Origin of the sequence: Streptomyces sp. BV286 (assembly GCF_019090165.1) — a bacterium.
GTDB lineage: Bacteria > Actinomycetota > Actinomycetes > Streptomycetales > Streptomycetaceae > Streptomyces.
In genome coordinates this window covers 88,281-101,353 of record NZ_JAHRIB010000210.1, presented here as the reverse complement: position 1 = coordinate 101,353, position 13,073 = coordinate 88,281, and the positions used below count along the sequence as shown (strand labels likewise).

Below are 13,073 nucleotides of genomic sequence, written 5' to 3'. Positions count from 1 at the left end.
CCCTGGATAAGTGATCCTCCGGATGGAATTCTCCCCTTTGCGGGTCCCCGTGAGGGTGGCAGGGTCGATGGCGAGTTCGGCGACCGAAATCGGCCTGTCGGTCTATCGACCTGCGGGGAGAATTTGCCCGATCAGGAGGGACGGCCAGCCCGCTGACTGGAATTTCCTTCCGTACGTCGCCGATATTCCGGATTTCCCTGCGGCAGGTGGAGGAGGCGAGCGAAGACAGTGCGGACGGATGTCACCTTCGTCAGCGATGGCCTGACGCCGAGCGGCCACCTGCATACTCCCGACGGCTTCGCCGCCCGCGCCGGTCTCCTCCGTACGGCGAGGACTTCGGCGAGCCGACCCTCCACGAACACAGCGAGCCCGAGGAAGTCGACGAGACGACGCCGGACCATTTTCCGGCAGGGGCACAGGTACGCCCTCGCCGAGCTCACCCCGCTCCACGGTCAGCACTGACCCAGCCCGGCCGAAGACCGGGCAGCCTGAAATCCCCCACACACGCAAGGAGCACCACCCCATGTCCGAACGGAAGAAGTTCGCGCCGCCGGCCATCCAGGAGTTCGCCCCCAAGCTCGCGGAGGTGACCGACACCGTCCTGTTCGGCGACATCTGGGAGCGGCCGGGTCTGTCCCCGCGCGACCGCAGCCTGGTCACCGTCACCGCTCTCGCCGCCCTGTACCGGGCCGACCAGCTCGGCTTCCACCTCGGCAAGGCGCTGGAGAACGGCGTGACCAAGGACGAGCTGGTCGAGGCCATCACCCATCTGGCCTTCTACACCGGATGGCCCAACGCCATGACCGCGATGACCCAGCTCAAGGACATCGTGGAGAAGTCCGACCAGTCGGGCTGACGCCTTTCCGCCCGCACCCCACGTCGCGGGCTCTCCCCACATACCGCCACACCAGAGGGACGACGCACCATGGAACTGCTGACGCAGCCTCCCACCGTGAAGCTTCCTGCCGAATGGTTCACCGGCGACGCCTACGCCGACGTGATCCACCGCGGCGAGGAGCCCTCCCGGATGCGGGCGAACATGGTCCGGTTCACACCCGGCGCCCGCACCGCGTGGCACTCCCACGCCCTGGGTCAGACCCTCTACATCGTCGAGGGCGTCGCGCTCGTGCAGTCCCGCGGCGGCGACATCATCGAGGCACACCCCGGCGACGTCATCCACACACCCCCCGGTGAGGAGCACTGGCACGGCGCCGCGCCCGGCCAGTTCATGAGCCACCTCGCCCTGTGGGAGACGGACGACGCCACGTGGCTCGAACACGTCTCCGACGACGAGTACAACGGCCCGCGCGTCAGCACCCGTACGCACCCCTGAGGCCACGACGGACCCGACAAGAGCTGAGAAGGCATCATGCGAGCAACCATCATTCACGCGCCCGGGGACATCAGGGTGGAGAACGCCCCGGAACCGAAGATCACCGCACCGACGGACGCGATCATCCGCACCGTCGCCGCCTGCGTGTGCGGCTCCGACCTGTGGAGCTACCGGGGTGTTCTGCCGGTCACCGAGCCGCAGCCGATCGGCCACGAGTACGTCGGCATCGTCGAGGAGGTCGGCAGCGACGTGTCGAGCGTCAGGCCGGGCCAGTTCGTCATCGGCTCCTTCGTCGCCTCCGACAACACCTGCCCGATCTGCCAGGCCGGCTACCAGACCTCCTGCCGGCACGCGCAGTGGGTGAACGGCGCCCAGGCCGAGTACGTCCGCATCCCCCTCGCCGACGGCACCCTGGTCACCACCCCGGAGGAGCCGGACGAGGAGCTGATCCCGAGCCTGCTGACCCTGTCCGACGTCATGGGCACGGGCTGGTACGCGGCCAAGGCCGCCGAGGTCAAGCCCGGTTCGACGGCCGTGGTTGTCGGTGACGGCGCGGTGGGCCTGTCCGGCGTCATCGCCGCCAAGGAACTGGGCGCCGAACGCATCATCGCCATGAGCCGCCACGAGTCCCGGCAGAAGCTGGCCCTGGAGTTCGGAGCCACCGACATCGTCACCGAACGGGGCGAGGAAGGCGTGGCCCGCGTCAAGGAACTGACCAACGGTATCGGTGCCGACTCGGTCCTCGAGTGTGTCGGCACGCAGGAGTCGATGCACCAGGGCCTGCAGTCCGCCCGCCCGGGTGGCAACGTCGGCTTCGTCGGATTCCCCCACGGCACGCAGATCGACGGCCAGCAGCTCTTCTTCTCCCACGTAGGTCTGCGCGGTGGCCCCGCCCCTGTGCGGGCCTACCTTCCCGACCTGATCGACCGCGTCCTCAGCGGCCGTATCAACCCGGGCAGGGTCTTCGACCTCACCCTGCCCCTGGACGAGGCCGCCGAAGGCTACAAGGCCATGGCCGATCGCCGCGCCGTCAAGACGCTGCTGCGTCCCTGATCCGAAAAGAGCCCCGGCGGTGGTGGGCGCTGTCGGCAGCGCCCACCGCCGCCGGCACCACCAGGAGGAGCAGCGGCCGTTCGACCGCCGCAGCCACCGAGCAGAACGGACCGGCAGTCATGACCAGCGAGGCGATCGCCACCGTCGAGGCGTACTTCGAGGCCTTCGGCACACGCGACCTGGAGCGGATCCTCGTCCACTTCGCTCCCGACGTGACGTGGACGATCCCGGGTGACCCGGCGCTGACCCCCTGGGCCGGGGCCCGCACCGGTCCGGAGGAGATCCGGCAGTCCCTCACCGCGTTCTTCGCCGCGGTCGAGCCGCTCGCCTTCGAGCTGGGCACCATGGTGGAGGCCGACGGACGGGTCCTGGTGCCGGGCCGGTACACCTCCCGGTTCCACCCCTCGGGGCAGGTGCTCGAAAGCGAGATGATCCTGCGCTTCGCCGTCGCCGAGGGCCTGATCGCCGACTGCCGCGTCTTCGAGGACTCGCTCGGCATCACCCGCACCCACCTCGGTGAACCGCTCACCACCACTCCCGCCGCGCTGACGCCTGCGTGGACGAGCGACGAGCTCGACCGCATCGGGGGAGCGGACGAGTTGGAGGTCTCACCGCTCCGGCGTGACGGCACCCCGCACCGGCCGGTGCCGATCTGGGTCGTCCGTGACGGTGACGACCTGTACGTCCGCTCCTTCCGGGGGACGGACGGCGGCTGGTGGCGCACGGCCAGCACGAGCCACGCGGGGAGCATCCGCTCCGGCGGCGTCGACAAGGACGTCACCTTCGTCGAGGCGCCTGACTCCGGCCTCAACGACCGCATCGACAGCGCGTACCGCACCAAGTACGGCCGCTTCGGCGGCGCGTACGTCAATCCCATGGTCGCCGCACGCGCCACGACGCTGAAGCTGGTGCCCAGATGAGTACGACGTGCCCGGCGGCCACTGGCCTCCCGCCAGTCGTTCGCCCGACTCAGGAGCAAGCCCCGTGATCGGTCTCGAACTCGTTGTACTCCTGGGTGTGGCCGTGTTGGTCGGCCAGTTCGTCGCGCAGCGCCTGGGTGTAGCACCGCCCGTCGTGCTGCTGGTCGTGGGTGCCCTCGTCGGGCTGGTCCCCGCCGTGCGCCAGACACAGCTTCCCCCGGAAGTGGTGCTGCTGCTCTTCCTGCCGGTGTTGCTGTACTGGGAGAGCCTCACCACGTCCATGCGGGAGATCCGTACGAACCTGCGCGGAATCGCCCTGCTCAGCACGGTCCTCGTGATCCTCACCGCAGGGGCCGTCGCGGTCGCCGGGCACGCGCTCGGGCTGCCGTGGGGACCGGCATGGGCGCTGGGCGCCGCCGTGGCTCCCACCGACGCGACCGCGGTGGGCGTCCTGGCCCGCGCACTGCCGCGCCGTCAGGTCACCGTGCTGCGCGCGGAAAGCCTCGTCAACGACGGCACCGCCCTGGTCATCTTCGGTCTGGCGGTCGGTATCACCGTCGGCGAGGAACACCTCACTCTTCCGCACGTCGGCGCACTGTTCCTCCTGGCGTACGGCGGAGGGGCCGCGGTCGGTGTGGCGGTCGCCTGGGTCAACATGAACCTGCGGCGCCGCCTGGAAGATCCCCTGTTGGGGAACCTCGTCATGATCCTGGCGCCGTTCACCGCCTATCTGCTCGCCGAGATGATCCACGCCTCCGGCGTCCTCGCGGTCGTCGTGAGCGGGCTGATCATGGCCCAGGTGGCTCCGAGCCTCATCCGTGCCGAGCACCGCCGCCAGGCCCTGGCCTTCTGGCCCCTGCTCACCTTCATCATCAACGGCACCCTGTTCGTCCTGGTCGGAGTGGAACTCCAGTACGCGCTACGCCACTTGAACCGGTCCGACCTCCAGGACGCCCTGATCGCGATCGGCGTGGTCAGTATCGTCCTGGTCGCGGTCCGCTTCGCGTTCCTCTTCGCCTCCGCCTACCTGATCCGCGCCATCGACCGCCGTCCCGAGCAACGGCTACGGCGAATGAGTCACCGGGCACGCGTGGTCAGCGGGTTCGCGGGGTTCCGGGGCGCGGTGTCACTCGCGGTGGCGCTCTCGGTGCCTGAGACCCTCGACTCCGGCGGTCCCTTCCCCGACCGTGACTTCATCGTCTTCGTCACCTCCGGCGTCATCGTGGTGACCCTCGTGGTGCAGGGACTACTGCTGCCGCGCGTGGTGCGTTGGGCCCGGCTGCCGCACGACACCTCCGCCGACGAGGAAGAGGTCCTGGCCGACACCACGGCAACCGAAGAAGCCCTCCGGGCGCTTCCGCAACTCGCCGGTGAACTGGGCACCACCCCGAAGGTCATGGAGTGGCTGCGCCAGGAGTACGAGGCCCACCTGGCCACCGTACGGGCCAGAGGCGCGGGCTCCGACGGAGATCCGGCCCTGCTCCACAACCGCCACTACACCGACCTGCGCCTCGCTCTCATCGCCCACAAACGCGCCACGGTCGTCCGCCTGCGCGACGAACGCAACATCGACGACACCGTGCTGCGCCGCCTCCAGGCAGCCCTGGACAACGAAGAGGTGCGGCTGGCGGGACGCGAACAGGTGGAGTGAGCCGAGCAGCCCGACACCCGCCCTCGCGCCGCCCCGCCTCGGGCCAAGCCCTACGAGAAGGACTTCTGGTCATGTCCTCCGGCCTCATCGACGTACACGCCCACCTCCTGCCCGACTTCTACGTCCAACAGGCGACAGAGGCGGGCCACACCCACCCCGACGGCATGGGCAGTTGGCCCTCCTGGTCCGTGCGGGCACACCTGGACCTGATGGACCGCAACGGCATCGAGACCGCGATGCTGTCCATGTCCTCGCCCGGAGTGCACTTCGGCGACGACAAGGCTGCGTGCCGCCTGGCCCGGCGCGTCAACGAGTACACCGCCGAACTGACCCGCGACCACCCGGGCCGCTTCGGCAACTTCGTGTCGCTTCCCCTCCCGGACGTGGAGGGCGCGTTGGAGGAGATCGCCTTCGCCTTCGACGAACTCGGCGCCGACGGTGTCGCGTTGCTGACTCACACGCAGGGCGTGTACCTGGGGGATCGGCGCCTTGACCCCGTCTTCGCGGAACTCGACCGCCGGCGGGCCGTGGTCTTCCTGCACCCCACCTCGCCGGTGTGCTGGGAACAGTCGGCACTCGGAAGGCCACGGCCGATGATCGAGTACATCTTCGACACGGCCCGCACCGTCACAGACCTGGTCATGGCGGGCGTCCTGACACGTCATCCGAACATGCAGGTGATCGTTCCGCACTGCGGTGGCGCGCTTCCTGTCCTGGCCGACCGCATCAACGAGTTCATGAGACTGTTCGTGCCCGCGGAGAAGTCGCCCACCCAGGATGCGGTGGAGCAACTCCGCGGCCTGTACTACGACATGGCGGGCACGGCCTTCCCACGCCAGGTCCCCGCCCTGCTGAAGCTCGTCGACCCTGACCGCTTGCTCTTCGGCAGCGACTACTGCTGGACGCCTGCGCCGCTGGCCGACGCGCACCTCGCGGCGATCGACTCGGCCGAGTCACCGGCGAAGGGCACTACGTGGCGTTCGCTGACGACAGCGAACGCCAAGCGCCTGTTTCCGGAGAGCGCGCGGTGAACCACTGCGCGTCATGGACCGAGCGGGTACGGCGCCGGAATTGCCGCCGCGGTCGAGTCCCCTCGACGCCCCGCCCCGGGGCCGAGGCGGCGTGACTCCGTGTCCAGGCAGCTGGAGAGCATCCCGCAGACACAATGGGCTGGTCCTGCCGCTACCCGGCTGAGCAGCCGACTACGGATTCTGCGGCGGCCGCCTTCCTGCGGTCTGGAGCCCACTCACCGGCATTGACAGTTACGAGGAGGAAAGACAGATGCACACTCGAACGCTCGGACGCGACCTGCGTGTTTCCGCCATCGGTCTCGGCGTCATGGGAATGTCCCAGAGCTACGGCCCCAACCCAGGCGATCGCACCGACATGATCGCCGTACTCCGTGACGCCGTCGACCGCGGAGTCACGTTCTTCGACACCGCGGAGGTGTACGGCCCCTACGTCAACGAGGAACTTCTTGGAGAAGCCCTCGCTCCGGTGCGGGACCAGACGGTGATCGCCACCAAGTTCGGATTCCGCATCGAGAACGGCGCCCCGGCTGGACTCGACAGCCGGCCCGAGCAGATCCGGGCCGTCGCCGCGGCCTCCCTCAAACGTCTCAGGGTCGAGACACTCGACCTGTTCTACCAGCACCGCGTCGATCCGGACGTGCCGATCGAAGACGTCGCCGGCACGGTGGGCGAGCTCGTAGAGGAAGGCAAGGTGCGCCATTTCGGGCTTTCGGAGGCCGGCGCGCAGACCATCCGTCTTGCCCACGCGGTCCACCCGGTGACTGCGGTCCAGAGCGAGTATTCGCTCTGGACCCGGGATCCCGAGCCGGAGGTCCTGCCGACGTGCGGAGAACTCGGCATCGGGTTCGTGCCCTTCAGCCCGCTCGGCAAAGGGTTCCTGACCGGCACGGTGGACGCGTCGACGTCGTTCGCCGCCGACGACGTCCGCACGAACATTCCGCGGTTCACGGCCGAGAACCGGGCGGCGAACCAGGCACTCGTCGAGCACGTCGCAGGGCTCGCGCGGGCCAAGGACGCCACGCCGGGGCAGGTCGCGCTCGCCTGGCTCCTCGCGCAGCATCCGTCGATCGTGCCGATCCCCGGAACCCGGCGCACCGCCCGCATCGAGGAAAACATCGGCGCCACCCAACTCCCGCTTTCCGCCGACGAATTGGCCGGCCTCAACGAACTAGCCGGTCGCGTCGGGGTACAGGGGGACCGCTACAACGAGCACCACATGTCGCTGCTGGACAAATAGCAGACGAGTGAACGATCCGCGGGCGGGGCCGGATCCGGTGAACCTTGCTCACGGTCCTTATCAGGCGGTCAGGGCCTCCTCGACGCTGGGGTGGCAGGGGATGACCGTGTCCAGGCCGACGACCTGAAGGACCCGCAGGACAGCCTCCGACGCGTTGGCGATGCGCAGCCAACCCTCAGCGCTGCTCGTGGCCCGGTGAGCGAGGACCAGGACGTTGATGCCGCTGGAGTCCATGAAGGTCACGCCGCTGAGGTCTGCCACCGTCCGCAGCGGTGTCGCGGCGGACGGGGGCAGCAGGGCTTCGGTGAGTATGTCCTTTACGGTGTGGTCGATCTCGCCGCGCAGGGTGACCACCCGGATGCCGTCGATGCTGGTGTGGTCGATCGACAGCTGGCCGGACTGGGCTGCTTCGTGGGTCTCTGTCACCGTTTCCTCGACTGTGCTCACTGGCGGGGCACTGGGGGATCCCAGATGTATGCGCTGCTAGCCTGCCCCGACCGTAAGGCGAACAACCGTTCGCTATTTTAGCGGGAGTCCACGCACATGTGAGAGAGGGTGTGGGGTAAGCGCAGCGTGTGAACGGGGGAAGAATCAAGGTGGACCCGGTGGATGCAGCTCCCGAGGACGAGGGCGGCGGGGTGCGTGGCGCCCATCCGATTGAAGACGCGGTGGCCCTGGACGGTGACGGGTCCGTCATCGCTGAGGCGCGCCACCGCGCGGCGGGCTTCCTCGCCCGTGTCCAGGCTGAGCACGGCCTGCCGGTGTCGGCGCGCGCGATGGACCTGACGCAGTTGGTGGTCAGCGAGCTGGTCACCAACGCCCGCAAGTACGCTCCCGGACCGGTGCTGATGGAGCTGCGCATTGTGGGCGCGGCAGTGGAAGTGGTCGTCTGGGACAGTGACCCGGTCCTGCCGGTGGCCCGCGCTGCTGACGTGGGCCGAGTCGGACAGCACGGTCTGGAGATCGTCATGGCCGTCGCCCAGGCTTTCGCAGTCCAGCGGGAGACGGTCGGCAAACGCATCACCGCCCGCCTCGCGCTGCAGGACGATCCCGACGGGGGCATCGGCGGACGCAGCCCTCAGTAGCGGTCGCGCCCGGATACGGGTGCGCGGTGGAGAGCCGCACGGCTGCGCATCAGACCGTGCGGAAGAAGCAGATCCTGCGCTGTATCCGCCAGCCGTTCGAAGAGCGCAGGGAAGGCCCCGCCCTGACGGAGATCGGTGCGGCGGTGGGGCAGCGCAGTGTGGGGACGAACAGCAATCCCATCGCCGTCACGCCGACTAGGCGCTCTACGCTCTCACCTGGGCACGAGTGGAGGCCCACATCGGCTGCCACGCGCGCACAAGGGGAATTGGATGGAGTGGGGACTGGTAGCGGCCGGCGGCGTGGTCGGGCTGCTGATCGCCGTGGTGACCGCGCCGGTCGGGGTATCCGGAGCCGTGTTCCTGCTGCCGGTGCAACTGAGCGTGTTCGCCGTCCCCAGCCCGTCCGTCACACCCACGAACCTTCTCTACAACGTCGTCGCAGGACCAGGTGCCCTGCTGCGCTACCGGCGCGACGGGGCGCTGCGAGGGCCGCTCGTCCGCCGACTGGTGATGGGCACCCTGCCCGGAGTGATTCTCGGCGTGCTCATCCGCGTCTTCGCCCTGCCGGGCCCTCAGGTCTTCCGGCTCCTGGTCGCCGCTCTGATGCTGCCGCTCGGCATCTGGCTGATCACCCGGACACTCCGCCCCAGACACTCGGAAAGCCCGCGTTCTGAGCCCAGGCCCCGGACTGTCACCGGCCTCGCGCTCGCCGTCGGGGTCGTAGGCGGAATCTACGGCATCGGAGGTGGCTCGATCCTCGGCCCTGTCCTTGTCGGCCGCGGAGTCCCTGTCGCCAAGGTCGCCCCCGCGGCGCTCGCCTCCACCTTCGCCACTTCCGTCATCGGAGCCGCGACCTACGCACTGCTGTCCTTGGCCCAAAGCGGGAGCATTGCCCCCGACTGGTCGCTCGGTCTGGCCTGTGGTCTCGGCGGCCTCATCGGCGGCTACCTCGGAGCCCGCCTCCAGCCCCGGCTGCCCGAGACGCTCCTCCGTCTGCTGCTGGGCACACTCGCCACCATGCTCGGCGCCCTCTACGCAATCGACGCGCTCAACTGACCTCCGCGACATGCGAAGTCCTCCGTCGAAACCGCAGGGCGGGATGCCGAGGCGACGGTTCGGGCCCCGGCCGCGGCGTAGACATGACAGCGGCGTGGCGAGTTTTACCTGATCCGGATTCAGCCGCAGGCACGCCCGACCGCCGTGCATCCAGATCGGTGATCTCCCCAAGAGGCGGGGCTTTCGGGTGAGCCCGAAAGTGGGTGCGGGGGCGTTGGGGCTCCTGCACCCTGAGGCGACCGAACTTCGTTGCGGATGGCGGGCCATAACAACGACAGCACCCCCGACTGATTCGACGGCATACCGAGTTGACCGGTACTGGCATCGGCCCCGATGGCTGGCAGGGCCGTCGCACCGGCCACATCTGGCAGGCGGGCCGATATCAAGTTGCCAGACGGACGACACGATCGCTGGCATGTGCTCCGGAGCAGGGGACATGCCAGCGGCTTCGCGCAAGTACCGCACTACATATACCGACTTTTCCATGCCGGGCGCCTGCGTTTGCCAGGCCGTCCGTGAAACGAGGAACCATGAACGTCACGATCCACGAGCGCGACACCTGGGGCAAGTACGTGACGGAGGACAGACGGGCACACGCCTCCGCACCTCCCGAATGGTCACCGCGGGCCTGGAAACCGGAGAAGGGGGTGTTCATCCACTATCTCGGAGGTGGGAGCACCAGCGACCTGGAGAAGGAGGAGGATTGCCAGGAGGCGATCGCGAAGGTCTACGAGGACCACTGGCCAAAATACTTCGGCGACATCGCCTACAACTTTGCCGTCTGTCCACATGGCGTCATCTACCAGGGGCGCGGATACGAACGCGGTGAAGCCAACGCGGGCGATGCCGCGCCGGCCATCGAGGGTGTGGGCCGCAACACCGGGTTCTATTCGATCGTGGCGCTCATTCGCTCCAACGACGTGGTGAACGAAACCACGTTGCGTACCATCAGGGACCTCATCGATCATCTGCGCACCGAGGCCCCGCAGAAGACCGGCGGTATGATTTTCCCCCACTCATACCAGTTCAACACCGACTGCCCCGGGGACCTCGGCATGTACGCGCGCCCTGGATCCACGATCGATCCCTCCGCGCCGTGGACGGGGGTCGGCGGTGACATCCACGTGTATCGGACCCAGAAATGGGTGAACAAGACCTACGGTGACAAGCCCGGATTCGTCGCGTGCCCCGAGAACGGACGTACCGGCTGGTCCACGGTACTGACCCTCACCCAGGCTCTCCAACATGAACTCGGCATCTCTCCCCTGGTCCAGAACTTTGGCCCGGGCACGTTCGAAGCAGTGAAGAACCGCGGGAAGATGCCCGCTGATGAAAAGAACGAGAACCTGATCCGCCTCTACAACGGCGTCCTGTGGTGCAAGGGCTACTGGGCCTCCATCCACCCGGACCAGTGGACGTCCGACTCCGAGGACTGCATCGAGCAGGTCTACGACGACCTGGGCGTGACATACGCGAGTGGCGCGGTGGTCACCAAGATGTGGCCGCACGTCCTGAAAGCGCTGCTGCGCATGGACCAGTTCCGCCTCGTACCCGGCGGTGACAAGAATGTCCGCACCATCCAGCAGCGGCTGAACTCCCGCTATGTCGCGGGTATCGGGATTCCCGCGATGGGGCTCGTGCCCTGCGACGGCATCTATTCCCGCGATGTCCAACAGGGCCTCATGATGGGCATCCAGTACGAGATCGGCATAGCTGCGAGTGCCATTAACGGATACTTCGGCCCCGGCACACAGGCCGCGCTCAAGGGCAAGGGATCGACCACCCTCACGGGAGATCTGCGGTACCTGTTCCGCGCCGCCTGCTACGTCAACTCGCCCACGTACAGGGCGGAGGGACAGGTGAACTACCTCGCGGCGGACATCAGCATCGACGCCCAGACCGGCACCCACCTGGGATGGCTGCAAGCCTTCCAGGCGTTCTCCCAGATCCCCGTCACGGGCCACAACGACTACACCACCTGGGCTCAGCTCCTTGTGTCCTCCGGTGACACCACGCGGGATGCCACTGGTTGCGACTGCATCACCGAGATCACTCTGCAGCGTGGACGGTTGCTGAAGGCCAATGGCTATCACATCGTCGGCCGCTATCTGGACGAGCATCTCAGCCCGGGCGACGAGGACTACCGAGGGAAGGCTCTCAAGCCCGGGGAGCCGCAGCGGATACTGGACGCCGGACTGAGGTTCTTCCCCATCTTCCAGTACAACGGCACCCAACTCGCCAACTTCACCTACGACAAGGGCTACGACCAGGGGAAGAAGGCACACCAGAAAGCCGCCGAGCACGGCATCGGTGCCGGGACCTGCATCTACTTCGGAGTCGACTACGACGCGACGGACGAGGAGATCGTCAGCCACATCGCGCCCTACTTCACAGGCGTCAAGGTCGGTCTCGCCGAACTGGGAGGCCGGTACACCTTCGGTGTCTACGGCTCCCGCAACGTCTGCACCCGTGTATCGAAGGGTGTTGGCGCCCGCTGGTCGTTCGTCTCCGGCATGTCCTGGGGTTTCTCAGGGAACCTGGGCTTCCCGCTGCCGGAGAACTGGTCGTTCAACCAGATCCTCGAGTACGAGTTCCAGGCGGGCTGGGGACTGGACCACAACATCTGGCGCGAGGGAAGCGACCCAGGTGTGTCCGTTGTAGGCCAAGGCGAGTGAGGACCCACCCATGATTTCCAGACGCAGTCTCCTGAGTGCCGCTGCCGGCACAGGCGTTCTTGCGGTGGCATCCAGTGCCCTGGCCGCCCCCGCGTCAGCCGACGCCGCCGCCATGCCCACGGGCCAGTGGGACCGTGAACTCTCCGCCAACGGCTGGCGGATCGATCCCGACGCCATCGCGGTCCACCGCGTCGAGGGGACCTCCAGGTCGGTCTCCCTGCACCAGGGCGACACCGCTGCGGTACTGCTGCATGTCGCACGCCGCTGGCACTACGAGATCGGCGCCGTCGACTCGGGAGAAGGTGGTGGCATGACCGCCCACACCACCCGCCGTACCGTCGGTGCCGACTTCGAGTCCAACCACCTCTCCGGCACCGCCATCGCCCTCCACCCCAGGGCCTATCCACTGGCCGGCAGCGAAGGTTTGTGGCCGCATCACGAGCAGATCGTGCGGGACATCCTCGCCGACTGCGAGGGAACCGTCGTCTGGGGCGGCGACCTGACCCCCGTGAAGGCCTCCCACTTCCACATTGCTGCCCGCCCCGGTGACAAGACCCTGGCCCGGGTCGCCGCCAGGCTGGACACCAGCAAACCCACTCTGTACCGGGCGCAGACCGCCGGCACGGTGGCCGACCCCGCAGCACCGGCCCGCCGCGTCAAGGCCCGCCGCCTCCAGCGCGCGCAGACCGACTGATCCGGGGTCTCGGCAGTCGGCGCCCCGGTCCGCGCCGACTGCCGACCAGCGATGTTCAGGCACCTGCACTTCTCAGCGACCCGCCGGAGAAGAAGTGATGTCGGGTCGGTTGCGAGCGGCAGCGGTCGGTGGGGACGGGAAGGAGGGGCGTCGACGTGGTGGTGAAGCCGATGACCTCCGGGCCGGCGAAGGCGAGCACGCCCCGGCGATTCACACTCTTGACGGACCAACTGATCGAGGCGGGCCTCTGTGCCCGCGTTCCGACGTGCCGTCCAAGACCCTTGCCATCAGCGTAAATACGTGAACTATCTGCCAAAAAGGTCGCCTTCACCGCTTGG

At 67.9% G+C, this 13,073-nt stretch carries 12 protein-coding genes; 11 read left to right on the top strand and 1 reads right to left on the bottom strand.

From position 1 onward, the window contains the following. The first annotated feature begins 523 nt into the window (after nucleotides 1-523). The 7 genes from KUF83_RS40110 to KUF83_RS40080 all read left to right on the top strand — a co-directional run bounded on the left by KUF83_RS40110 (nucleotide 524) and on the right by KUF83_RS40080 (nucleotide 7,225). A complete protein-coding gene (locus KUF83_RS40110; protein WP_217460041.1) occupies nucleotides 524-856 on the top strand; it encodes a carboxymuconolactone decarboxylase family protein in 333 nt (110 codons plus the stop codon). Between the two features lie 69 nt (nucleotides 857-925). Then, nucleotides 926-1,333: a cupin domain-containing protein gene (locus KUF83_RS40105; RefSeq protein WP_217460040.1), complete on the top strand. Its 408-nt coding sequence runs from the start codon at nucleotides 926-928 to the stop codon at nucleotides 1,331-1,333. Between the two features lie 36 nt (nucleotides 1,334-1,369). Continuing rightward, on the top strand, nucleotides 1,370-2,386 hold the full coding sequence (locus KUF83_RS40100; RefSeq protein WP_217460039.1) for a zinc-dependent alcohol dehydrogenase family protein: 1,017 nt from the start codon (nucleotides 1,370-1,372) through the stop codon (nucleotides 2,384-2,386). A gap of 119 nt (nucleotides 2,387-2,505) precedes the next feature. Then, nucleotides 2,506-3,306 (top strand): DUF2255 family protein, encoded by an 801-nt coding sequence (locus KUF83_RS42920; protein ID WP_217460038.1) that lies wholly within the window; start codon nucleotides 2,506-2,508, stop codon nucleotides 3,304-3,306. 64 nt (nucleotides 3,307-3,370) lie between these two features. After that, nucleotides 3,371-4,957 (top strand): Na+/H+ antiporter, encoded by a 1,587-nt coding sequence (locus tag KUF83_RS40090; protein WP_217460037.1) that lies wholly within the window; start codon nucleotides 3,371-3,373, stop codon nucleotides 4,955-4,957. A 71-nt stretch (nucleotides 4,958-5,028) separates the two neighbouring features. Continuing rightward, nucleotides 5,029-5,988, top strand: a complete 960-nt coding sequence (locus KUF83_RS40085; protein ID WP_217460036.1) for an amidohydrolase family protein — start codon at nucleotides 5,029-5,031, stop codon at nucleotides 5,986-5,988. A gap of 250 nt (nucleotides 5,989-6,238) precedes the next feature. Next, nucleotides 6,239-7,225 carry an aldo/keto reductase gene (locus tag KUF83_RS40080; RefSeq protein ID WP_217460035.1) on the top strand — a complete coding sequence of 329 codons (987 nt, stop codon included), beginning with the start codon at nucleotides 6,239-6,241 and terminating at the stop codon, nucleotides 7,223-7,225. A 60-nt stretch (nucleotides 7,226-7,285) separates the two neighbouring features. Here KUF83_RS40080 and KUF83_RS40075 read toward each other — a convergent pair whose 3' ends face one another. Further along, a complete protein-coding gene (locus KUF83_RS40075; protein ID WP_217460034.1) occupies nucleotides 7,286-7,651 on the bottom strand; it encodes an STAS domain-containing protein in 366 nt (121 codons plus the stop codon). A gap of 179 nt (nucleotides 7,652-7,830) precedes the next feature. On the opposite strand from KUF83_RS40075, the gene KUF83_RS40070 reads away from it, so the two are divergent. The 4 genes from KUF83_RS40070 to KUF83_RS40055 all read left to right on the top strand — a co-directional run bounded on the left by KUF83_RS40070 (nucleotide 7,831) and on the right by KUF83_RS40055 (nucleotide 12,735). Beyond that, nucleotides 7,831-8,310 (top strand): ATP-binding protein, encoded by a 480-nt coding sequence (locus KUF83_RS40070; protein WP_374106251.1) that lies wholly within the window; start codon nucleotides 7,831-7,833, stop codon nucleotides 8,308-8,310. A gap of 270 nt (nucleotides 8,311-8,580) precedes the next feature. Continuing rightward, a complete protein-coding gene (locus KUF83_RS40065) occupies nucleotides 8,581-9,366 on the top strand; it encodes a sulfite exporter TauE/SafE family protein (RefSeq protein WP_217460033.1) in 786 nt (261 codons plus the stop codon). A 530-nt stretch (nucleotides 9,367-9,896) separates the two neighbouring features. After that, nucleotides 9,897-12,041: a glycoside hydrolase domain-containing protein gene (locus KUF83_RS40060; protein ID WP_217460032.1), complete on the top strand. Its 2,145-nt coding sequence runs from the start codon at nucleotides 9,897-9,899 to the stop codon at nucleotides 12,039-12,041. A 64-nt stretch (nucleotides 12,042-12,105) separates the two neighbouring features. Next, complete coding sequence (locus KUF83_RS40055; RefSeq protein WP_217460031.1) at nucleotides 12,106-12,735, top strand: hypothetical protein; 630 nt, start codon at nucleotides 12,106-12,108, stop codon at nucleotides 12,733-12,735. Nucleotides 12,736-13,073 lie beyond the last annotated feature (338 nt).

Coding starts and splice junctions, on each gene's coding strand:
- KUF83_RS40085 (WP_217460036.1), top strand. CDS start 5,029: ATGTCCTCCGGCCTCATCGACGTACACGCCCACCTCCTGCCCGACTTC.
- KUF83_RS40105 (WP_217460040.1), top strand. CDS start 926: ATGGAACTGCTGACGCAGCCTCCCACCGTGAAGCTTCCTGCCGAATGG.
- KUF83_RS40080 (WP_217460035.1), top strand. CDS start 6,239: ATGCACACTCGAACGCTCGGACGCGACCTGCGTGTTTCCGCCATCGGT.
- KUF83_RS40065 (WP_217460033.1), top strand. CDS start 8,581: ATGGAGTGGGGACTGGTAGCGGCCGGCGGCGTGGTCGGGCTGCTGATC.
- KUF83_RS40060 (WP_217460032.1), top strand. CDS start 9,897: ATGAACGTCACGATCCACGAGCGCGACACCTGGGGCAAGTACGTGACG.
- KUF83_RS42920 (WP_217460038.1), top strand. CDS start 2,506: ATGACCAGCGAGGCGATCGCCACCGTCGAGGCGTACTTCGAGGCCTTC.
- KUF83_RS40100 (WP_217460039.1), top strand. CDS start 1,370: ATGCGAGCAACCATCATTCACGCGCCCGGGGACATCAGGGTGGAGAAC.
- KUF83_RS40110 (WP_217460041.1), top strand. CDS start 524: ATGTCCGAACGGAAGAAGTTCGCGCCGCCGGCCATCCAGGAGTTCGCC.